At 54.3% G+C, this 22202-nt stretch carries 23 protein-coding genes; 20 read left to right on the forward strand and 3 right to left on the reverse strand.

Translation table 11 applies throughout. From position 1 onward, the window contains the following. The first annotated feature begins 1 nt into the window (after position 1). The 3 genes from B5G40_RS11700 to B5G40_RS11710 all read left to right on the forward strand — a co-directional run bounded on the left by B5G40_RS11700 (position 2) and on the right by B5G40_RS11710 (position 2627). The gene (locus B5G40_RS11700) at positions 2–253 is read left to right on the forward strand and encodes a DUF6103 family protein (RefSeq protein WP_087399729.1); all 252 of its coding nucleotides are present in this window, start codon (positions 2–4) and stop codon (positions 251–253) included. After that, on the forward strand, positions 253–1692 hold the full coding sequence (locus tag B5G40_RS17365) for a hypothetical protein (protein ID WP_087399730.1): 1440 nt from the start codon (positions 253–255) through the stop codon (positions 1690–1692). The genes B5G40_RS11700 and B5G40_RS17365 overlap by 1 nt, the downstream gene beginning before the upstream one ends. A gap of 527 nt (positions 1693–2219) precedes the next feature. Next, on the forward strand, positions 2220–2627 hold the full coding sequence (locus tag B5G40_RS11710; protein ID WP_087289503.1) for a hypothetical protein: 408 nt from the start codon (positions 2220–2222) through the stop codon (positions 2625–2627). Between the two features lie 37 nt (positions 2628–2664). On the opposite strand, the gene B5G40_RS11715 is transcribed toward B5G40_RS11710, so the two are convergent. Both B5G40_RS11715 and B5G40_RS11720 read right to left on the reverse strand, forming a co-directional pair. Beyond that, complete coding sequence (locus B5G40_RS11715) at positions 2665–3063, reverse strand: PIN domain-containing protein (protein ID WP_158099524.1); 399 nt, start codon at positions 3061–3063, stop codon at positions 2665–2667. Positions 3064–3068: 5 nt separating this feature from the next. Beyond that, positions 3069–3287, reverse strand: a complete 219-nt coding sequence (locus tag B5G40_RS11720; protein WP_087289505.1) for a type II toxin-antitoxin system Phd/YefM family antitoxin — start codon at positions 3285–3287, stop codon at positions 3069–3071. Between the two features lie 116 nt (positions 3288–3403). Here B5G40_RS11720 and mobP3 point away from each other — a divergent pair, with 116 nt between their 5' ends. From mobP3 to B5G40_RS11740, 4 genes are all read left to right on the forward strand, one after another. Then, a complete protein-coding gene (gene mobP3, locus B5G40_RS11725) occupies positions 3404–5332 on the forward strand; it encodes a MobP3 family relaxase (RefSeq protein WP_087399731.1) in 1929 nt (642 codons plus the stop codon). A 208-nt stretch (positions 5333–5540) separates the two neighbouring features. Next, on the forward strand, positions 5541–6974 hold the full coding sequence (locus B5G40_RS11730; RefSeq protein ID WP_087399732.1) for a toprim domain-containing protein: 1434 nt from the start codon (positions 5541–5543) through the stop codon (positions 6972–6974). Between the two features lie 10 nt (positions 6975–6984). Beyond that, positions 6985–8799 (forward strand): type IV secretory system conjugative DNA transfer family protein, encoded by a 1815-nt coding sequence (locus tag B5G40_RS11735; RefSeq protein WP_087289508.1) that lies wholly within the window; start codon positions 6985–6987, stop codon positions 8797–8799. Positions 8800–8812: 13 nt separating this feature from the next. Beyond that, positions 8813–9067, forward strand: a complete 255-nt coding sequence (locus B5G40_RS11740) for a helix-turn-helix domain-containing protein (RefSeq protein ID WP_087289536.1) — start codon at positions 8813–8815, stop codon at positions 9065–9067. A gap of 133 nt (positions 9068–9200) precedes the next feature. On the opposite strand, the gene B5G40_RS11745 is transcribed toward B5G40_RS11740, so the two are convergent. Beyond that, complete coding sequence (locus tag B5G40_RS11745) at positions 9201–9524, reverse strand: helix-turn-helix domain-containing protein (RefSeq protein ID WP_087289509.1); 324 nt, start codon at positions 9522–9524, stop codon at positions 9201–9203. A gap of 164 nt (positions 9525–9688) precedes the next feature. On the opposite strand from B5G40_RS11745, the gene B5G40_RS11750 reads away from it, so the two are divergent. From B5G40_RS11750 to B5G40_RS11805, 13 genes are all read left to right on the forward strand, one after another. Further along, positions 9689–10213: an SLOG family protein gene (locus B5G40_RS11750; protein ID WP_087289510.1), complete on the forward strand. Its 525-nt coding sequence runs from the start codon at positions 9689–9691 to the stop codon at positions 10211–10213. Between the two features lie 367 nt (positions 10214–10580). Further along, complete coding sequence (locus B5G40_RS11755; RefSeq protein ID WP_087289511.1) at positions 10581–11243, forward strand: response regulator transcription factor; 663 nt, start codon at positions 10581–10583, stop codon at positions 11241–11243. After that, positions 11231–12487: a sensor histidine kinase gene (locus B5G40_RS11760; protein WP_087289512.1), complete on the forward strand. Its 1257-nt coding sequence runs from the start codon at positions 11231–11233 to the stop codon at positions 12485–12487. Before B5G40_RS11755 ends, B5G40_RS11760 begins: the two co-directional genes overlap by 13 nt. Positions 12488–12538: 51 nt before the next feature. Next, positions 12539–13534, forward strand: a complete 996-nt coding sequence (locus B5G40_RS11765; RefSeq protein ID WP_087289513.1) for a hypothetical protein — start codon at positions 12539–12541, stop codon at positions 13532–13534. A 5-nt stretch (positions 13535–13539) separates the two neighbouring features. Then, positions 13540–14679, forward strand: coding sequence for a hypothetical protein (locus tag B5G40_RS11770; RefSeq protein ID WP_087289514.1), 1140 nt, complete (start codon positions 13540–13542; stop codon positions 14677–14679). A 10-nt stretch (positions 14680–14689) separates the two neighbouring features. Beyond that, positions 14690–15562 carry an ABC transporter ATP-binding protein gene (locus tag B5G40_RS11775; RefSeq protein WP_087289515.1) on the forward strand — a complete coding sequence of 291 codons (873 nt, stop codon included), beginning with the start codon at positions 14690–14692 and terminating at the stop codon, positions 15560–15562. Next, positions 15559–16749, forward strand: a complete 1191-nt coding sequence (locus tag B5G40_RS11780) for a hypothetical protein (protein ID WP_087289516.1) — start codon at positions 15559–15561, stop codon at positions 16747–16749. Before B5G40_RS11775 ends, B5G40_RS11780 begins: the two co-directional genes overlap by 4 nt. Then, positions 16737–18362 (forward strand): hypothetical protein, encoded by a 1626-nt coding sequence (locus B5G40_RS11785; protein ID WP_087289517.1) that lies wholly within the window; start codon positions 16737–16739, stop codon positions 18360–18362. The genes B5G40_RS11780 and B5G40_RS11785 overlap by 13 nt, the downstream gene beginning before the upstream one ends. An 89-nt stretch (positions 18363–18451) precedes the next feature. Next, entirely contained in the window at positions 18452–18796 is a 345-nt protein-coding gene (locus tag B5G40_RS11790) for a response regulator (RefSeq protein ID WP_087399733.1), read from the forward strand. Between the two features lie 346 nt (positions 18797–19142). Further along, positions 19143–19595, forward strand: coding sequence for a hypothetical protein (locus B5G40_RS11795; RefSeq protein ID WP_087399734.1), 453 nt, complete (start codon positions 19143–19145; stop codon positions 19593–19595). Next, positions 19579–19737, forward strand: a complete 159-nt coding sequence (locus B5G40_RS16910) for a hypothetical protein (protein WP_158099525.1) — start codon at positions 19579–19581, stop codon at positions 19735–19737. The genes B5G40_RS11795 and B5G40_RS16910 overlap by 17 nt, the downstream gene beginning before the upstream one ends. A gap of 12 nt (positions 19738–19749) precedes the next feature. Further along, positions 19750–21387 carry a recombinase family protein gene (locus B5G40_RS16915; protein ID WP_158099526.1) on the forward strand — a complete coding sequence of 546 codons (1638 nt, stop codon included), beginning with the start codon at positions 19750–19752 and terminating at the stop codon, positions 21385–21387. Between the two features lie 75 nt (positions 21388–21462). Further along, positions 21463–22194 (forward strand): AlkZ-related protein, encoded by a 732-nt coding sequence (locus tag B5G40_RS11805; RefSeq protein ID WP_087399735.1) that lies wholly within the window; start codon positions 21463–21465, stop codon positions 22192–22194. Positions 22195–22202: the final 8 nt, after the last annotated feature.

The raw sequence follows: 22202 nt of genomic DNA on the forward strand, positions 1-22202 counted from the left end.
AATGAAAAAAACAACGATCTCAGTCGCTGTTGAACAGGAAAAACTCAGAGCGATCCAGTTCTATATGGGAAAGAATGAGACCTCCCTGGAGGCGGAGCTGGGCGAATTTATGGCCAAACTTTATAAAAGATATGTGCCATCCCAGACCAGAGAATACATCGAGAGCATGGATGATCCAGAGGACCGATCCCGGCCCCGGCCCAATCGGATCACCAAACCTGCTGGCCCGGATGCGGGCAAGGAGGGTGAGTAATGGCGAATTCTATCTCTGCTGAAGTGTGGCTGGACGAGCGCCGCTGGGACGCACTGGAGGTAGTGCTGGAGGAACAAGGCTCCAATATCGAACAGCATTTGCAAGAATATCTCTTGGACTTGTACCGGGAGATGGTACCGCCGGATCAGGTTCGGGAGATCGAGTCCGACATTCAGAAGGAGGCTTTGGAGACCCAGCGGGAACGGGAGGCTCGGAAGGTCTTCTCCGCCTTCCGCCTTTGGGAGAACGGAAAAAGCCGATGCCTGGCGACCGAGTACCCAAAGGATTTTTTGGATACGGCCAGACTCCTGCGCAAGCATCTTCTGGAGAAAGCGGGCGGGGCTGATGACTTTGCCCGAAAAATCAACGGCGGATACGATATTTCTCTGAGCCGGTTTGAGGAATTGACTCTGGCGCGGGTGGATAATTCCCGCCGGGTCGCCGGCGTGTTTGAGTTGGATTTTGACAGACAGGTGTTCTCCGCCACCCACATTCTGGACGGCTGGAAAAGCTATCGGTTCCAGGATGTGAGCGCCGCTGCCTACCAAGCGTTCCGCAAGGAGCACAGCTCTCAGGAGGAGCGTTGGCGGAAATTTGTGTCCCGGCTGGAGGGAAAAGAGCTGACTGACCGGGATCTCGGCGCCCCTCTGAAGGCTCTGCGGGACCTCCAGCCGGGAGACCTTCTGTTCACAGAGCCAGCCAACCGTATGGGGCGGCTGCTGGATTTTCAGGTGGACTGCTCCAGCGACACGGTGCAGATGGAGGTGTTCGGTCCAGAGGCAAAATGCGCCAAGACCGGCAGCTGGCTCGACATCTACGTCAGCTACGACGTGGCCCGACAGGAGGTGCGGGATCACTTGGATCTCACGCTGCACCGAAAAGACGGCGCATGGGAGAAGTCTTTCCGCTATGACCTCACCCCAGAGGAACAGGAACTTCTTCGGACAGAGCTGGAGACTCACTGTCAGAATCGGTATGGACAAACCCTGAACGGACTCTATGCGGAACGGTACCGGCTGGAGGGCTGTGAGCCGCTTGTGCTGGATGGTGGGACCCGACGACTGGACATGTCCGCGGTTTCCTTCGAGGAAGAACCCATGGAATGCTGCGGCAAGCTGAACTTTTATATCCCCGTTACCTTCGACCCAGACGCAGTGTTCGGGACCCATGTAGCCTCGGAGTCCAACGACGATTGGCTCAATGTCTACGCCAATTTTGATTTGGAGGCCGGAGAACCGGAGAAAGCTCTGACGGTCGTACTCGTCTGCAGCGACGGCCATGAGTTCGAGTTTTCCTATCATCTGACCGCCCCGGAGCGGGAACAGCTCCGGGAGAAAATGGAGGACTATTGCCAGGCCCAGACCGGGATGTCCCTGGAGAAATACCGGCAGGAGCTGTGCTCAGAGGAACCGTCCATGGAGCAGGGGCATCAGCTGTAGCTGGTGGGGGCCGCCCATCGAGGGCGGCTCCTGCGTTTCTCCCCGTTGTTGCCCCTGTGCCGCCCTGTGTCGCCCTTTTGATGGCGGGGTGGCATCCGTACCCCTCCCCGCCCTCTGCAGAGGCGTGTTGAGGCCGTGTGCCCGCTGTTTCGCAAAACCGCCCTCTGCCCCAGCGAAGTGCTCAGGGGTGGAGAGACGGTGCGGCGCAAGGAACGAGCTTTGCCGCCTGCGGTGAAGTGAGAGATATGGAGCCTGCAACGACGTGAACCAGGGGGACGAAAAAAGTGCGGGATAAAGCGGTGGCTCCACCGCCTTTCACACCGTCCCGCAATGCGGGCCGGGGATACGGTTTTCAAGCAAAGGCCACCACTTTTCCGCATGTTTTCAAAATATAGCGTGGCTCCTCTTTTGAGGAGGAGTCTCCTGTTCCAGCTCCAATTCAGCCGGAATCCACCGTTGTTCCGGCGTTTTGGCTGGCTCAGATGTGGCTCCTTCGCCCTGAAATCAAGATTTTTGGAGGTTTGACTATGACAGAAGAAAAGACACGAATCCACACCCGGATCTCACCGGAGACGGAGCAGAAGATCGCCGCGGCTATGCCCTTCTCCAATTGCAGAAGTCAAAATGAATTCGTGGAAAAGGCGCTCCAGTTTTACTGTGAACACCTGACCGCCCAGGATACCTTCTCCGCCCTGCCGCCTGTACTGCTCTCCGCCATTCGCGCTACTGTGCAGGCCAGCGAGGATCGGATCTGCCGCCTGCTGTTCAAACTGGCGGTGGAGATGGATATGATGATGAATATCCTGGCGGCAGGTATGGAGCTCACGGACGAGGATCTCCGGGAGCTCCGGGGGAGGTGCGTCCGCGAGGTCAAAGAGACCCGAGGCAGGATCTCCTTCGAGGACGCCGTCGACTATCAAAAAGGTGCGAACTGAAATGCCGCCGTCCAAGCAGGACGGCGGCGTTTGTGTTTCAGCTATTCAGAAAATCAGAGGGTGTGACTGCTGGCACAATGGAGCCTGCGAAATCCTTCGTGTTCCGGGTCAGGATGCAGTCGGCCTCATTCCGCTCTGCCACCGCGTCCACCACAGCATCCTCGAAGTCCTGCATCTCCCGTGACAGCGCGGTGTGGATGTCCATCCCAGTCACATCGGCAAAGGTGACCAGCGCGGCCAGCTGCTCCACACGCTCCTTCGCCTGCTGTGGAGACTGCAGCGCCTTCCGCAGCACATAGAAAATGTCGGTTACTGCGGAGGCGGAAAGCAGACACTCCGCCTCCGCCTCAATCGCCTTGCGCAGAGCTTGATAGGAATCCGAAAAAAACGGTTCACGCTTCTGGAGGATGTCCAAAAGCACATTGGTATCCACCATGATCCTCATTGCCGCGCCAGACGCTCCTTCCGGATCGTGTCCTCATCTGCATCCACTCGAGATGCGATACCCACCAACTCGTCCAGCACCGCCAGCTTATTGCTGGAGGGGCTGGTCAGGCGGGCGATGTTCTTCCCGTTCTTCGTGATATACACATCCTGCGTGGCAACCATGTCCAGATACTTTCCCAGATTGGATTTGAACTCCGTTGCTGTCACGATCATTTCAAACACCTCCAGCGGTTATAGTGTGGTTCCTGCTATTCTCATTATACGGAAACCGCACGATATTGTCAATAAAATCGTGCGGTTATTTTGTTCGATACAAGGCGGTGATATGCGTGCCTCATCTGATTTTCAAGTGTCCCTACATTCGGGGCGGCTCGAAAAAAGTTGCCGCCCATCTGAGCAACTATGTCCGATACATGGCGACTCGAGAGGGCGCTCAGCGGATCGCCGCTGACAAAGCCCAACTGCCCGCTACAAAAAAACAGCAGCAGATGGTGGAGCAGCTCCTCCGGGATTTTCCTCTCAGCCGTGGAACCTTCGAGTACGAGGACTACGCCGCCGCACCCACTCGGGGCAACGCCGCAGACTTCATCACACGGGCGCTGGAGGACAACTACGATGCGGCGGCGAAAAAAGAAAACTACATCAGTTACATCGCCAGCCGTCCCCGCGCCCAGCGTACGGGCTCCCATGCCCTTTTCACCGGCTCGGATGAGTCGCCGCCCCTGTCCAAGGTGGCGGAGGAGATTGCACACCACCCCGGCAATGTGTGGCTCCCAATCATTTCCCTGCGGCGGGAGGACGCCGCCCGGCTGGGCTACGACGACGCGGAGCGGTGGAAAAGCCTGCTTACCGGATACGCCATGGAGATTGCCCAGGCCATGAAGATCCCCTGGGATCAGTTCCGGTGGTATGCCGCCTTCCACGACGAGTCCCACCATCCTCACATCCACATGGTCTGCTACAGCGCGGATGGAACGTCCGGCTACCTCACCAAGCAGGGGATCGCGGACATCAAGTCCGGTCTGGCCAAAGAAATCTTCCAGAACGACCTGACCGAACTTTATCAGCAGCAGACCCAGCGGCGGGACGTGCTGAACCGGGATGCCCAAGAGGTGATGCGGGAGCTGCTCCTCCGCATGGAGGAGGGAACGGTTGACAATCCACGTATAGAGGAGCTTATGACCCATCTGGCGGATCGCCTGCAGTTCCTCTCCGGGAAAAAGCAATACGGCTATCTGAAAGCGCCGCTGAAGGCCGTGGTGGACGAGATCGTGGACGAGCTGGCCAGGGATCCCCGTGTGGCCAAAGCCTACGACCTGTGGTATGAGATGCGGGAGGAGGTGCTGCGCACCTACAAAAACGATCTGCCGGAACGCCTGCCCCTCTCCCGGCAGAAGGAATTCAAGCGGATCAAAAACATGGTCATTCAGGAGGCAATACGGCTGGGAGAACTGCGGCAAGTGTTCCATCCGGAGGATCAGGCAGAGGACACACTACCAGAACAGAAAGGAGCAGACGGCCCCCAGCCGGGGCCAGAGTCCGTTTGGGATGAACGTCCTAATGACAGCGGAGAACCGCACAACTCATGGGAGCAGATATACCGGCGTGCGAGGGCCATCCTCGAAGATCCGAAAGCACCGCCGGAACAGACGGCCCAGGCGGTGGAGCTGCTGACCAAGGCGGCGGAGCATGGAAGTTGCTCCGCCGCTTTTACGTTGGGAAGGTTGTATCTCTCGGGGACAACACTGCCCCACGATCCCGCCGCCGCTGTCCGATGGCTGGAACGTGCGGCCCTGGGTGGAGATCAGCACGCTCAATATCGCCTTGGGAAATTGCTCCTCCAGGGAGATGCGGTTCCCAAGGATGCAGACGGGGCCGTCCGCTGGCTGACCGCGTCCGCGGAGCAGGGAAACCAATATGCCCAGTATGCCCTTGGCAAGCTCTTCCTGCTGGGAAAGGATGTTCCAGAGGATCGGAAGGCCGCTCGGCAGTGGTTCCAGAAAGCAGCGGAGCAGGGAGATCAGTACGCCCAGTATTTTGTGGAGCGTATGGATCACCGGGATCTTTTTCCCGTTGTGCAGTCAGCCGCCCGGCTGCTCCATCACCTGGCCGGCATCTTCCGGGAGCAGAGCCAGCCTCCCCACCCCAGAGGTTTGAGGCTGACCGTGGACAAAAAACTCTGGCGGAAGATCCGGGAAAAGAAGATCGCTATGGGGCATAAGCCCGACGATCATGAAGAACCGACCATCACGATGTAACGGAGGTTTTAATGTGAAGAAAAAATATAACAGTACAGATACAGCTCCCAGCAAAGCGGGCCGGTCTGCCCGCCGCCTTGAATCGTGGCGGAGATGCGCCACCGTGCGGCAGGTCCCCTATCACCGGAAGACCCGGCAGCGTCGAAGATGATCTCTCATTCGGGGGCCGCAAGACGCGGCCCCCCAACTTTTTACCAGGAGGTGTGAAATGCCCTATATCCCTTTTACGGAGGAGCAAAAGCTCCGAGCCAACAGTGTGAATCTGGTGGAGTTCCTGCGCCGACAGGGAGAGAAACTCATCCCATCCGGTCGGGACAAGCGCCTGTCCTCAGACCACAGCATCACTGTGAGGGGCAACGAGTGGTACGATCATGAATCGAAGGAGGGAGGCCACGCGATTTCCTTTGTCCAAACGTATTACGGCTTGACTTACCCAGAGGCGGTGAAACGTCTGCTGGACGGCGAGGGGGTCGCTTATCCCCAGACAGTACCGTCTGAGCCGGAGAAACCAAAGGAATTTGTCCTCCCTCCGGCCAGTCCGACTATGCGGCGGCTCTATGCCTACCTGCTCCAGCAGAGGTTCATTGACCGGGACGTCCTTGACGCCTTTACAAAACGCGGAATGATCTACGAAAGCTGTGAGAAGTCAAGGGCAGGGACGAAGGAATATCATAATGCCGTATTCGTTGGGAGTGACGAATACGGCACTGCCCGCCACGCCCATAAGCGGAGCCTCTACACCCAGGGAAACAGCTTCCGCAGGAATGTGGAGGGCGGCGATCCCCGTTGCAGTTTTCACTGGTTTGGAAACAGCGGCCGGCTCTATGTGTTCGAGGCGCCCATTGACCTGCTGGCCTTCCTGACCCTCTATCCGGAGGCTTGGCGGGAACACAGCTATGTAGCCCTCTGCGGCACTTCGGAGCAGGCCATGCTCTGGATGCTGGAGAAGGACCCCAGGCTCCAGAGAGTCGTGCTCTGCCTGGATCACGATGCCGCGGGGATCGAGGCCACGGGCCGTCTCACGGATATCCTGCGGGAGCACGGACACACGCGGGTCTCTGTACTGCGGCCAGAATATAAGGACTGGGACGAAGATCTGAAAGCCCTCAACGGCCGGCCTGCCCAGCCTGCGGAGCAGCATCCTCAACTCCAGGCGGCGGAGCTTGTCTGCGCCCGCATCGCGGTAAAATGCATGGATTTGAAACCGGACGGGGCGATGCAGCAGGTGCCGCACCTGTTTCAATGTTACCGCAAATGCCTGAAAGAAAAGAAACTGGAAACGGCCATGGACTGCATGGAGGAGATAGCCGCCCTGTCTCTGCTGGTGACCCTGCGGGAATGCCGCCAGCTGGGGACTACCCTGACTCCAGCTCAGGGAAGTCAGTATCTGCAAAGCCACATCCTGCCCCATCAGAATCGGATGGCCATCCGGAACCGGACGGAGGAGATCTCTGCCCAGCTCCAAACCGCGCTGGCTAAGAGCGGTGCTCCTGGCGTGCGCGGCGAGGCGGAGAAACGGGAGATCGCCAGCGCGTGGCTGGAACTGGCCCTCTCCTGCGCCAAGGTCTCTGTTAAGAATGATGCGGATGAACTGAAAGCGATGGAAAAGCAGAAACAGGCGCTGGGAATGGAGATGGGGTGAGTGCGTGGATATGCAGACGATCCTCCTGCTGGCACTGGCAGGAGGCGCCCTTCTTCTCCTTGCCGCGGTGACCCACTTTTCCGGACAAGGCTCCCTGAACAACATCAAGTCCAAGACTGTAGGAGACGGCCAGCATGGAACCGCACGATGGGCCACCAAGAAAGAGATCCAGCAGACCTATGCCCACGTCCCCTTCCGACCGGAGGAGTGGCGAAAAGGTGAGCGCCTCCCCAAAAAGCAGGGGCTGGTCTTGGGGTGTGAGGGGCGCAAGGACCATGTCATCGCCATCGTGGACACAGACGATATCCACGCCCTGGTCACCGCCGCCAGCGGCGCGGGCAAGACGGCCTATTTTCTTTATCCCAATATCGAATACGCTCTGGCCACTGGGATGTCCTTCCTCTGCACGGACACCAAGGGCGACCTGTTCCGCAACTATGCGGGGATCGCCAAGGAGTGCTACGGCTTTCAAATCGCCGTGCTGGATCTGCGCAACCCTACCCGCTCAGACGGCAATAATCTGCTCCACCTGATCAACAAGTACATGGATATCTACAAGGCTGACCCCAAAAATCTGCCGGCCAAGGCCAAGGCGGAGAAGTATGCCAAGATCCTCTCCAAGACCCTGATCAATACCACCGGGGACAGCTCCCAATACGGGCAGAACGCCTACTTCTACGACGCGGCCGAGGGCCTGCTTACCTCCATGCTCCTGCTGGTGGCGGAATACCTGCCCACCGAGGATGCGGAAGGCAGACCTATCGAGGAGCGCCACATCGTCTCGGTCTTCAAGCTGGTGCAGGAGCTCCTGGCACCCAGCGGCGTGAAGGGCAAGAACCAGTTCCAGCTCCTGCTGACGAAACTTCCGCCAGACCATAAAGCCAAGTGGTTCGCCGGCGCCGCTTTGAATACCTCAGAGCAGGCCATGATGTCGGTGATCTCCACAGTTCTGTCCCGGCTGAACGCGTTCCTGGACAGCGAGATGGAGCAGATCCTGTGTTTCGACACCGCTATCGACGCGGAGACCTTCTGCAATAAGAAGTCCGCCATTTTTATCGTACTTCCGGAGGAAGACCAGACCAAGTATTTCATGGTCAGCCTGATCCTCCAAAACTTGTACCGGGAGATTCTCACCGTGGCGGATGAGAACGGTGGGCGGCTGAAAAACCGAGTGGTTTTTTTCGCGGATGAGCTGGGTACCTGCCCGCCCATCCAGTCCCTGGAGCTGATGTTCTCCGCCTCCCGCTCCCGTGGCCTGATGCTGGTGCCTATCGTGCAGAGCATCACGGGCCAGCTCCAGAAGAACTACGGCAGGGAGGGTTCGGAGGTCATTGTGGACAACTGCCAGGTGCTGATTTCCGGAGGATTTGCCCCAGCCAGCCAGACGGCGGTGGAACTGTCTAAAGCCTTGGGGAGCCGCACGGTGATGAGCGGCTCCATCAGCCGGGGAAAGAACGACCCATCCCAGAGCCTGCAGATGATCGAGCGGCCCCTCATGACTCCCGACGAGCTGAAGTCCATGCCAAAGGGCAGCTTTATCGTGGCCAAGACTGGCGTCCATCCTATGCAGGTGCGGCTTCGCCTGTTCCTGGATTGGGGCATCAAGTTCGACAAGTCCTACGAGGTACCCGAGCGCGCCCAGCGGCCGGTGGCCTACGCCAGCAAGCAGGAATTGGAGGCAGCGATCCTCCGCAAGCACTACGCGCCTGCCGTTGAGGATGGAGAGATCCCCCAGGCGGAGCCGCCAGCATCAGGCGGCGAGGTCCAAGTCGTGCAGGCGGATGACTCGCCCAAAGATGGGCGCAGGCCCAGGATCCGGCGCTGAGGGGGTGATATCTGTGACAAATTTCCGTAACATCTACTCCTCCGACCTGAGCCACCGGGCCAGATCGGTCTATATGTACCTGAAAGACCGAGCAGACCGGGACGGGAAGTGTTGGCCAGCGATTAAGACGATTGCGAGAGAGCTGGGACTCTCCAGCTCCACCGTCAAGCGGGCACTGGACGATTTATGTCAGGCCGGACTGCTGACAAAGGAGACCAGATGGCGAGAAAACGGTGGGCGCACCTCGAATCTCTATCGGCTCTCCTGATGAAAAACAGACTCTCCCCCGCCAGGGGGAGAGTCTGCCAATTTAGTGAACTGGGGTCTGGTTCATGGTGAGCCAACCAGAAGTGCCCACTCTAAGGATTTTTCTAAGACAGAGAAAAGAACAATTTCCGGGATTACTTCCTGATCCAGTCGAGGAAGGATGAGACTTTCTGTAAGTCCTCGTCGTTCAGCTCCATCAGTCTTCCACGTAATGCCGTGCGCAGGGAGTCCGGATCATCCAGACCATCGAAAAACTCGGAGGGGGACACTTCCAAATAGGCCATAATATTGAACAGCTCCCGCAAGGAGGGCAACGCCGCTCCACTGGTGATGCCCCGAATGTAGGAGCCGCTTTTGCCCAGTTCCAGGCTCATGCGGTGCTCCGATACATCCTTTTGTGTCCGCAGATCTGTGATTCGCCCCCGCACATAGGTGATATACCGCTGAGTGTCGTCCATCTGATCACTCCTTCTGTTGGTTTTATTCTAATATGAACCAGCAGATAGAGTTCGTAATCATACTTTCAATTTTGACTTCACATCAGCGATAATTAACGATATAATTATCAAATACGAGAGACAATTTATATTATCACTACCAACACAGGAAAGGTGGCAGCTGTATGCGGTTCTGTTTCATCACTGGGCACCGCCCAAACCGTTTTAAGTTCCCAGAGAACTATCCAAGGTGCGATAAGATCAAATCGGCCATTCGCAGCGAAATCATCCGCCTCTATGAACAAGATGGCATCCGGGGCGTCTGGGTTGGTGGAGCGGCCGGCGTGGATACCTGGGCTGCGGAGATCGTGCTGGAACTGCAACAGCAGAAGCAGTACCATGACCTGGAACTCCATGTTGCCATCCCTTTCACGGAGTTCGGGGATACTTTTGCTCCGCAACAAAAAGAACGCTATCAACGCATCCTAAACGAATGCGCTGACAGTGTGGTGGTGTGTAAGTCTTATCGCCAGGATGCCTATAAGCGTCGGGACTACTACATGGTGGATCGCTCAGTGTGCGGGATCGCCGTGTACGACCTGGACAAGTCCATCCGGAGCGGCACGGGAATGACCTATAACTATGCGGTGCTGAAGAAAAAACTGCCGGTGACGGTAATCCACCCGGATACCGACTCCATCATCAAATAAAAAGCATAAAATTGTAATTAATTTATAGAGATACCACATCAGATCCTGCCTCGTAAATCGTCTTATACAATAGAGTGAAATTAAACAACTAAGTAAGGATGAAGGCTGTTATGAATTTGAAGAAGATCTATTGTGAAGTATTTTGTCAAGTTATTGACCAGAGTGATTCGCGCAAATCGATGGATAGACAGCGGAAAGAATTAATCGCAAAGTGTAAGTCAAAAGCCTCGGACGCTTTTTCTGGCAAAAGGCAATAAAATTTAGGATTTCCGTCATCTCTTTACAAAGGCAGAAATACTGATTCCGAAAGGGACTTGACCAATTATAGACTTTTTCCTATTATGATGCCAGCAAGCGAGGTGAAACCATGAGTTATGCGATTATGATTATAGATGATGAGCAGATGATTTTAGATATGCTTCGGGATCAGTTTGAAATGGAGCAATATCAGGTCATCACCGCAAAAAGCGGCGAGGAGGCCCTGCAAAAGCTGACCCAGCAGCCGGATATTATTCTGCTGGACATCAATATGCCGGGGATGGATGGCCTTGAATTGTGCCGGGCAATCCGCGACCATGTGACCTGCCCCATCCTATTCTTAACCGCCCGGATTGAGGAGGCGGATCGTGTCGCTGGTCTGCGGGCCGGTGGTGATGATTACATTTTGAAGCCGTTCAGCCTGGCCGAACTGACTGCCCGGGTGGAGGCTCACCTGCGCAGAGAGAGCCGTATCCAGCAAAAAATCAGCGTCCGTGGCTTTGGAGACATTGTGGTGGACTACGCCGCAAGGACCGTCTCTCGAAATGGTCGGCCCATAGAACTTTCCAAGGTAGAATTTGATATAGTGGAACTGCTTTCCCTCCACCCTGGACAAGTGTTCAGCCGGGAAACAATTTATGAACAGGTGCGGGGCTTTGACGGCACCGCTGACAATGCTGTGGTGAAGGAACACATCCGACGCATCCGAAACAAGCTGGGGGCGCAGTATATTGAAACAGTCTGGGGGTGCGGCTATAAATGGGTAAAATAAAGCACTGGCTTCGCTCCATGCCTCTCCGCCGAGCCTTTGTATCACTTGTCCTTGTTATGGCGGTGCTTGTAGCTGGTATTTCAGCAGTAACCATTTTTACCTGTGTCAACGTGCAAAATCAAATCTTGGAAAGTGTGACGGACTATCAGGTGCTGCCACCCCAAGAGACTGAGGATGAATATAACCTGGTGATTGCAGATGATGAACAGATCGTTCCGGGAGAAAATGGACAGCTTGTAATTTTATCCACGGAGTACCAAATCGCCAACCTGAGCGATACACAACGGGTCGCCTACTATGCGGCAAAAGCGGCCGTGATCCTGGTGCCGACCTTGCTTTTCGTGCTTGGTACGATTTTCTGTGCCTGGATGTTTTATTCCATCAAACTGAAACAGCCGCTGTCTTTACTCTTACAGAGCGCCGACCGCATATCGCAAAGCGACCTGGATTTTTGTTTGGACTATCCGGCTTCGGATGAAATGGGCGAGCTCTGTCGGGCTATGGACACCATGCGGGCCGCCCTCCTAAAAAATAATCAAGAGACTTGGGCTATGATGGAGGAGCGGCGCAAACTCAGCGCCTCCATCGCCCATGACCTCCGTACCCCCATCACTGTGATGAAAGGATACACAGAATATCTCTCGCATAATGTCCCGCTTGGACGCATCAGCGAGGACAAACTGATGGACACGATCCATAATCTTTCTTTGGCAACAGATCGACTGGAACAGTACGCAAACCAAGTGCGCGAAATACAGGCGATGGATGCCATACCAGTGAAGCCAACAGCATGCCCTCTGCGGGAATTTTTTGAGGAGCAGGAGGACGAATACACCGTTTTGGCGCATCAGCACCAGCTTCAATTCTCTATGGATATTAGTGGGGTCCCGGATTTTCAGGTCATGCTGGATGGGACCTTGGTACATCGCATGATCGACAATGTGATTTCTAATGCCCTGCGTTTCGCCTGCCATGAGATTGCTTTGAAGGCCGGGTGGCAAGAAGGAATACTTACCATCCAGGTATATGATGATGGGGCAGGCTTTTCGGAAGAATCCCTCCGCTCCGCCACAAGGCCATTTTACAAAGAGAATACTGAAAATGACCACTTCGGGCTTGGCCTCTCAATCTGCAACACCCTTTGCCAGAAACAAGGTGGAACGCTCTCTCTGAGCAATCGCAACGGGGCCTGCGTGGAAATGCAGATACAAGCAGAAAAATTGATGCCGATTGACCAATCGTAGACCTTTTCCTATTATGCTCTCCTTATCCTACCGATAAGGAGAGTATTTTTTATGCACAGACTTCTTTTTTTCTCTTTGGCGCTTGTATGTTTGCTGGCTGGGTGTAGCGCACCGCAGGCCAGCGACCCGGCCCCGGACGCATCAAACGACTTGGACGCTTATTTTGAGGAGGAGCCGGCAGACAATGAGATGGGCTCTGCGGAATTTGGCCTGCAAGACCCGATGGACACGGTTTATACCTACGATGGTGAGCCCTTAGAAATTCCCTTCTCCATAACTGGCGCATCTTCTGGAAAGACCACGGAGATCGGCGTCCTCCTATTTGTGGATGGGGTGGCCCAGCCCTATTCCGCAGTCTATGAGGATGGTACAGAGCTTGAGGAAAGCTATATGCAGGTCTTTAACCTGGACTATGAACAGCGGGAGAATTTCAACATGGTATTCCAGCCCGTGACAGGCAAAGCGGGAGAAACCGTCCCTGTTATGGCTGTCACCATTCTGGAACCCAGTTTTGTAGCAGAGGGGCCGGATAATCCGCGTTATGGCTTCCACCACCAGGAATCTGCAACCACATCCCGCCAGATTTCTTTTGCAGCAGACGCCCCCGCACAGACATTGGCCGCAGCCGGTACGGACTACAATGTGGTGGATCTGCCGCAGGATATATTAGATACCCTGGCCGCATGGGGGGCCACTGATAGCCTGGACACAACGGCCACCCTGTCCCTGGGTGTAGAAGATGGAAATTACATTCAGGCAGATGGGAAAACAGCGACAATCACTGTACAGCTCTACGGCGGGCCGGAGGCGGAGTTCAATATTACTTTGTTTATCAACCATCAACCTGTCCAACTCAATGGAGCGGACTATCTCTCTGTTCGGACGGTGAAAAACCAGATGGTAGAAGCCACATTCCAGATTGATACCTCTGCACTTGGTGCGCTGAACACGGTCTATGCCATTGCCGTTACCCCGGAAGATGGGGAGCTTGAAATCAACAATCCAGTTAAGACAGCATCTGTACTTTTGGTCAACGGGGAGGTTTGACGAACATGAAAAGAATCAGTATTTTGCTTGTGCTTGCACTCAGTCTTTCTCTGCTTTCCGCCTGCGGAAACAACGAACCGGCGGCAAGCACCGGAAATCCGCCCAGCGATCCCTCAGCGGACTCCCAGCAGGTTCCTGACGAATCGGCGGAGCAGACAACCGGCGTCGGGGCCGATTTTCTCTCGCCGGAGTACGATTATACCACAAATGAGCTGAAACTGACCGACCTATCTACCGGCGAAGTAACAGCCACCTACGCTTTTGACGCCGCCCAAACGCCTCTGCTGACAGGCAAGACCAGCCAGGGGGCCATCGTTATGCTGTCCAGCCAGACAGCGGCGGATGTGCAGGATACCGGCGGGGTCACGGTGATCTCCGGCGACAGCTCTGCGGAGACACTGTACTACTGGCTGTTCGATCAGAATCTTGATCTGGTGGATAGCTATGAATTGACGAACGAGACATTGGTAAATGGGCTTTGGGGCTCTGTCTTTGCCGCTGCGCCGAATGGGAAAACCCTTGTATATGCGGAAGGGCCCAGCCTTTATCAATATACCTTTGAGACACAGGAGCTGACGGAAATCACTCCGGCCATGAGCGAAACCGTTTATTTTGAGGCGGTCGGGTACAGCGGCAGCGGAGACTATTTGGCCTTTTTCGGAAGCCTGGACGGGCAGGAAAATACCACGGCCTACGGCTCGATTGAGCTGAGCAGCAACACCGCCTCTGTTTTTACCGCCGATGGCTTTTCCGGTTCCATGCTCTCTGTGAACGGAGAGTATGCCGCTGTTTCTGATACAATCCTGCCCGCCAGCATGGGAGGCGCAAAGCAGACCGGCTCCGTCCTCTTTTTGAACTTGGCCAAGCAGCAGGGAAAAGTAATCAGCGTGGAGAGCGGAGATGAAAGCGGGATTGCCGCCGTATCCGCAGACGGCCAGTACATTGTGACCTGTGCGGGTGGAGACAGCCCAAGCGGTACTCTGCGGGCCTATCAGGTCAGCGATGGAACGAAAGTTGCGGACGAAACCTATACGATGGATACAAACTGCAAGCCCTATGAGATTTGGGTTATCGGCCATTCCGCCTATGCAGCCTTGGGCACGGATGACGGCTATGCCCTCTCACAAGCGGTTGACCTCCCGTGAGGAACACAAGATGAAACTGGAACTTGAAAGCATCACAAAATTTTATGGAAAATATCCCGCGCTCCAAAATGTATCCGCTACTCTGACAGAAGGGGTCTATGGATTGTTGGGGCCAAATGGGGCCGGAAAGACGACACTAATCAACATTTTGATTGGGATACTGCCTGCCAGCGGCGGCGTGATCCATCTGGACGGTGAAAACACCGTCCAGATGGGCGGGCGCTACTTCGATCAGATTGGCTATATGCCCCAGTACCCTCAGTTCTATGCAAATTTTACCGTACAGGAATTTTTGGATTATATGTGCCAAGTAAAAGGGGTAGCGAACGCAAAAGAGAGCATCGACGCGGCGCTGGTTTTCGTCAATCTGGAGGAAAACCGCAGCAAGCGGATCGGGGCGCTGTCCGGTGGGATGCGGCAGCGGCTGGGGATCGCCCAGGCCATTCTGAACGACCCCAAACTGCTGGTGCTGGACGAACCGACGGCGGGCCTTGACCCTGGTGAGCGAATCCGTTTCCGCAATCTCATTTCCCGTCTGGCAAAAGGGCGTATCATTCTTTTAGCTACCCATATTGTTTCCGATGTGGAATATATCGCCAAAGAAATCCTCCTGCTTCGGAGGGGTACATTGGTCATGCAGGGTACGCCCAGGGAACTGGAGCAAAGCATCCAGGGAAAGGTGTGGGAGGTGTCAGTCAACGAGGCGGAGATGGCTCTGATGGTGGACACCTACTGCGTGAGCAATATCAAGCAGCAGGATGGCTCCTATCTGTTGCGCATCGTGGATGATGGGAAACCGCTCCGAGGCGCAAAGCCGGTATCCCCAAATCTGGACGACGTGTTCCTGCACACCTTTTTCCAGCCAAGTGAGGGACAAATATGAGTTTTCTCTATTTGGAGGCCAGAAAAGGCATCCTGCGGCGCTATACACTGATTGCGCTGGCACTGTTCCTGTGTCTGAATACGGTCAAAATCATTGCAGACTATCACGCTGGCGAGATACGGCCCGTTGCGGCCAATACAAGCGGAATGCAAGCAGGCTACGACACCATCTATGAGCGGATCAAAGGCCCCATCACAGAGGAAACGGTAAGCTTCATCACTTCGGAGTATCAGAGACTGGACGGGTTGACGGCGGATGGAACATACAGCCGAGAGCCGCAGGAGGGGACTTACAGCGGCTATATCTTTGGCGACTACTATCTGCTCCACAGTTACTTCTATCCCCACATGGAGTACAGTGTCAAATATTCCTCTGATATGGAGGAGATTCTGGCCCAGGCGAAAGAGAATATGACTTTCTATCGAGAGAGCGGTAACACAGCGGGAGCGGCAGAAAATGCCTACATTCTCCATCACTATGCAGGCCGAACGATTCCTGCGTTTTATCTGTATGACGGCTGGGAAGCTCTGCTGTCCTATGACTTTTCCGATCTACTGATCCTGCTTTTACTCATTTTGGCGGTAGCGCCCGCATTCACCCGGGAGAAGGAAAACGGGATGACCTTGATTCTGTCCTCCTGCAAACGAGGCAGATGGCCTCTGCTTATTTCCAAATGCGGCGCTGGAGTGATATTTGCATGGATACTGACAATCCTGTTCGCCCTGTTAAACCTGCTGGTATTTGGGCTTTTGTGCGGCTTTGAGGGCTGGGGCAGCCCGCTCTATGCCATCGAAAGCTATCAATATACTCCATTCTCCGGCTCGATTTTGCTGTTCTATGGATTGATTTGCGGGTTGAAGGCCATCGGTTTCAGTGTGACAGCACTCTTGCTGATTCTCCTGTCCGCCTGTTTCCAAAAATCACTCTATCCCTGCCTGATGGGATTGGGGCTTGGCGTGGTATTAAACTACTGCACTGGTTGGGCGCTCTCCCCCGTGTGGTGGAAACAGGCCCTCTCCTGCATCAGCCCATTCACCTTGACCAGCGGCAGTAACCTGCTGGAAAGCCTGTCCGGGGTGAGCATCGGTGGGGTATATCTGCTCCGACTTTTTGTGGTTCTGATCGTTCAAGCTGTAATCGCGTGTCTGCTGGTCATAGCAATCAGGAGGAAATCATGCTGCAAGTAGAATTAAAGAAGATATTATTTCATCATAAAGGGCTTTTGCTTCTTCTGATTGCTCTGGCGGCTTATGCAGTCTTTTGCGTCGGCAGCGGCTACGACAGCAGTTATGTGATTGATCGGAACGAAGATACCTACCTGACCTACATGGAACGCTGGCAAGGTGAGATAACAGAGGAAAAGGCGCAGGAGATGGAGGCGGAGTACGCAGAAGCCACCCGCTCCGATGATGGCAGGAAGGCCGCCTTTTTAACCATCTACAACCAGTATTACTACGCAAAAGAGGACCCCGCCCATCGTTTCCTGATGGATGAGCGAGGATGGGACACATTGCTGACCCGCGATGGCGTGAATGTAATCCTGTTACTATTTCTGCTGGCGCTCTGTGTTCCGGTGTTCTGCGGGGAGTACCAGTGCGGGATGGCGCAGATCCTCCGCTCTTGCAGAAATGGCCGAGGGCGGTTGGCTGGGATCAAATTATGCGTAATGGCGGCTCTGGCGGTTCTGGCGACGGTGCTGTTTCAGTTGGTGCAGTTTGTTGTTGTCGCCTTGTCGGTCGGCCTGGATGGAGCCTCCTATCCGCTGCAAAGCCTGTCCTTTTTTGAACATTCGCCCTACCTTATTTCCGTTGGGCAGGCGTATGGGATCGTAGTCTTATCCAGGTGCTTGGGGGCTGCTTGGTTTGCTATCCTGATTGCCCTTCTCTCCATCCTGTTCCGGCAGACGGTGCTGACTACATTTTCCGGCATCGCGGTTTCTATTCTGCCACATTTGATCGGCGGCAGCTTTCTCAAATATGTCCTTCCGCTCCCGGCGGGTCTGCTGGCCGGAACCGGCTATGTGTGGGGGACACTGACAGAGGTTGGATATGACGAGGACTGGAACTTGATTGATATAGTAACCTTTCCGGGCATCACACCGGAGCAGTTCGGCTTTTTGATAGTCCTGTTCTTGGCTATCGTATGTCTGCTGGTGTGGCTTTGTCTCAGATTTTATGTCGGCAGGCGGAAGGCCATTTCTGCCCGCCCGCTCCTGACAGCGGTGCTCATACTCTGCATGACCGTTTCATTGACTGGCTGTGGGCACAGCAATTCCAGTGAGATTACGCATGATTTTCTGGCCGATGCGTCCAAGGGAGAAAACAGGGCCTACACGGTAGAGCTTGATATGGTGGAGAACACAATCACTGCGACCAGCAAGGCCACAGGCGAGGCTATCCTGCTGACCCGTGATCCCTTTGGACAATCCGGGGCTATCTCCAGCATCTATGTTGACGAGGATGCCTGTTATTATGCCTCCAGCGGCGAGGTGGGGGATGGCTTTCAGATTTACCGAATCGATTTAAAGGATTTTTCCACACGGCTTTACTTCAGCACCGGCTCTGATAACATGGCAACCTTTTGGGGGCTGTTTGACCATGAACCGACGGTAGACGAACTGCTGGCCGATGTGGGCTCTGTTACATCCTTTGTCGTAGACAGGAATTACATCTACTATCTGCAAGGCGGACGGCTCTATAAAGTGTTCCGCTGGACGGGATGGGAAACTGTGGAGGTCACAAACACAGCACAAGTCCAAAGTATAAAGTTTTTAGATGGAAAGATCGTCTGTGAGAAATGATTTAAGCATTTTGGTTTTTCTTAAGAAACTTACGAGCAGTTGCGTACCACTTCCTGTTGCGCTTACACTATTAGATTCGAGGTGAGACAATGCCGCATAAAGCGTTGATTATCACAAGCAATCAGCAACTTTGTCAGGATATTGAGGACAGCCTGCAGGGGCTTTCACTGGAATTCCACCATGCTGATGGCTATATGCAAGCGCTGAGTATGGTGGCAAGGTATCACTATATTCTTGTGGTTATGGATCTATCTTTTTCAGAGATCAGCGGTGTGGACCTGATTCGCAGGATGCGGGAGCTGGAACAGACCCCGATCCTGGTTCTGTCAACCCACGCTACCAGCTCAGAGGAAGTGGAGACGCTGAATGCCGGTGCGGATCGGTATCTCGCTTTCGACCATCCCTTAGACACAGAGAGAACTGTGAAGTCTTAATATCAGAAGCCATGGGGATCGCCTTTGTCCCTGTTTCACCCTCCAACTGATGAGGATGCTTTTATTGCATAAATCCAGAAAAATCGCTGGAGAAGGTGAAATGCCAAAGGCAGGGCGGTCCCTATGTTTGTGGTATTAACCGCAGATTTTAAGGAACACCAAGAAAAGTGAGGCGAATGCCATAGAAAATAACGTATAACTGTCAACAAAGAGAGTAGCAGATGGTTACAGACCGCAATCATCTGATGATGTATTCTCTATATACCATTACTATTGACAAATCATGATGAGTGCCGGCCACCGTTCTCGGATGCCGGCACTTTATCTTTTAGGGAGGATGGTGTGTTTGAAAATCAGTGAAGTGGTTCTGCAGGTAAGCGAAAACGGGGATCTCCACATCGCATCTGAACTGCTCCAGGAGATGGGGCTATCCCCTGCCGATCCCGTCTACCTCGCCTATCTGACACGAGGCGGGGCAAAAAATGACTATCAGGAATTCCTGCTCTCTCCCGAGTGCATCGAGGCCGGGGAGGACGCGGAGAAGCTTTTGATTCCTTCCCCGCTTTTGGAGCAAGCAAATCTGTCCCCTGGTGAGGATATTCAAATCCTCTGCCTCGACCGGGCCATTGTGCTCTGCGAAACATCGACACTTGACCGAAATGACCTGGAAGCTATCCTTCAGCAGCTCCGGGCCGCACAGGAACTGGCTTTCTCTTTGCCTGAGGAAGCCGGTTCTTTGATTCATCAACTGGAACAAATCATTCAGGAAGGAGCTATCGGCCATGAGGCAGCAGAATGATACAAAAAGACAAGGCGTACAAGAACTGATTGTCCAAGGTCTGGTCGTCAGGCTCATCTTTAACGAACAGGCCAACCAAGCTGTTCCCAGTCTGGTGCGAGAGATTCTGAAGGAATCCTACCTCCAGCGGGGTGCAGGTTAAGGAGGAGCGCCCATGGGAAAGCGGGTCTACTGTCTTTATCGCGTTTCTACAAAAGGACAGGTAGAAAAAGACGATATCCCCATGCAAAAACATCGGTGCCACGAATTTGCCGCTGAAAAGGGCTGGGACATCATTGCGGAGTTTTCTGAAAAAGGTGTCTCCGGTTTCAAGGTCTCTGCCAAAGACCGGGATGCTGTCCAAGAGATTCAGCGGGATGCGGCCTTGGGAAAATTTGATGTTCTGTTGGTCTTTATGTTTGACCGACTTGGCCGCAAAGAGGATGAGACACCCTTTGTAGTAGAGTGGTTCGTCAATAACGGAATCGAGGTATGGAGCGCCGAGGAAGGGCAGCAGCGGTTTGATAATCATGTTGACAAGCTTATGAATTACATCCGCTACTGGCAGGCGTCCGGGGAAAGCCTGAAGACCTCCATCCGCACTAAGACCAGGCTGGGTCAAATTGTTCAAGAGGGCCGCTTCCGTGGCGGTACCCCTGCCTATGGCTTTCAACTGGTAAAAAAAGGCCGGACAGGAAAGAAAAATCGAGAGTTGTATGATATCGAAATCAATCCGGACGAAGCTTTCGCAGTCAAGCGAATGTTTGACCTGACTGATCGATACGGTTACGGAGGCCGGAAAATCTCTACGATCCTGAAAAATGAGGGGATCATCAATCTAAGAACCGGGGAGCCGTTTCACTACTCTACGATCCAGCACATTCTGGCCAACATCATGAACGCCGGCATTTTACGAAGCGGGGAAACACAATCTGATGTGTTTCCAGAGCTGCAGATCATCCCGTTGGAGCAGTTTCAGCGGGTGACAAAGGCCAGAGAGCAGAGATCCATCAACTACGCAATCAAATGCGGCTGGGAGACGGAAAAAGTCACCTTGGAGGATGGAAACGAAGCCACTGTAGTCCGCTCCTCCGGCTCATATCCACGGAAAATTGTCGGAAAAGCCCTGCTCTCAGGCAATGTTTACTGCGGTCATTGCGGAGGCCGTGTTTTTGCAACTACCGCACGAAAGGCCCACCACCCCTCAGATCACCCGGAGCGCATCGCAATCTATAAGTGCTACAACCGGACCCAGCACAAGGAACAATGTGACGGCCCCACTACATATCGTGCAGAGAAAGTGGACAGCGTTGTTGAATCCATTCTTCGGGGCATTTTTGAGCGGGCCAAACGGGTAGATGAAAAGGAATTTTTGAAAGCACAAGTTCAGATTTCCAATAAAGAATATCAGCAAAAGCTGAAATTGGCAAAGGCGGAATATTCCAAGGCCACCAAGGAGCTCTCTAAGTGGGAGGAACTAATGCTTGCTTCTATTGAGGGGACCTGCGTATTTACGCCGGGACAAGTAAAAAAGCGGATGGATATTGCGCAGGAAAAAGTGGATGGACTCTCCAAGGAAATTGAGATGCTACAGATAGGCATGAGCGAAGCCAAAACGATTTCATCCGAGATTTTGGCACAGCACCAACAGCTCCTCTCCTGGGCGGAACTATTCGATTCTGCCAGCATTGACGAGAAAAAAGTGATTTCCTCACAGATGATCAAGGCCGTTACCCTGACCCGCAATTATGGTATCCAGATCGAGTTTAACATTTCCGAGGCCCAATTCCTCAACGGCATGGAGATGGGCTGATCTGAAGAAATATCAATAGCATCCCTCCTCCCTACTGTGTTATAATCATGGCAACAATGTGGAAGGGGGAATATCATGTCCATCGAGAACGGCGAGTGGATCATGCGGGGACTGGACTGGTATGATCCCGCCCGCATTCAGAGCTGGGATGAGCTGATCGAGTGGATTGACGAGATTGGCTTTCTGCCCCTGTTCAAAAATGAGGTGGACGGATTCTCTGTGGAGGAGAACACCGCCGACCTCTACTGGTGGTCTGGGGATGAAGCCCAGGACCCCTGGGAGTGGCGGTGCCTGATGGCCCGCAGCGGCAAGGTGGCCTACGGAAAGTTCTTTGGGAAGAAGGCCGGCTTCATCTCCAAAGCCTGGTTTCCCCATTTTGCCAACTGGCGGCGGGACGGGTACGACTTCGACAGCCGCTGGGAGGACGAGCTGGCTCCCATGCGCCAGAAGCGGATCATGGACTGCTTTGCCGGGCAGGACGAGTGGTTCTCCTTTGCCCTGAAACAGCGGGCCGGCTTCGGCAAGGGCGGGGAAAAGAACTTCGAGGGTACCGTCACCGACCTGCAGATGGGCGGCTATCTCTTGATTCGGGACTTCCGGCAGCGAATCAATAAACGGGGCGCACCCTACGGCTGGCCCCTCTCCATCTACACCACCCCGGAGGCCCTGTGGGGCTATGACCACATTTCTTCCGCCTATTCCGTGGACCCGGCGGAATCCAAAACCATGATTTATGAACAGGTACGGAAGAACTTTCCGGACGCGGCCCTGGGGGAACTGGACACCGTGCTGGGTTGGACCCGATAATGGGACAG

Origin of the sequence: Flavonifractor sp. An9, assembly GCF_002161245.1 — a bacterium.
In the GTDB taxonomy this organism is placed as follows: domain Bacteria; phylum Bacillota; class Clostridia; order Oscillospirales; family Oscillospiraceae; genus Flavonifractor; species Flavonifractor avicola.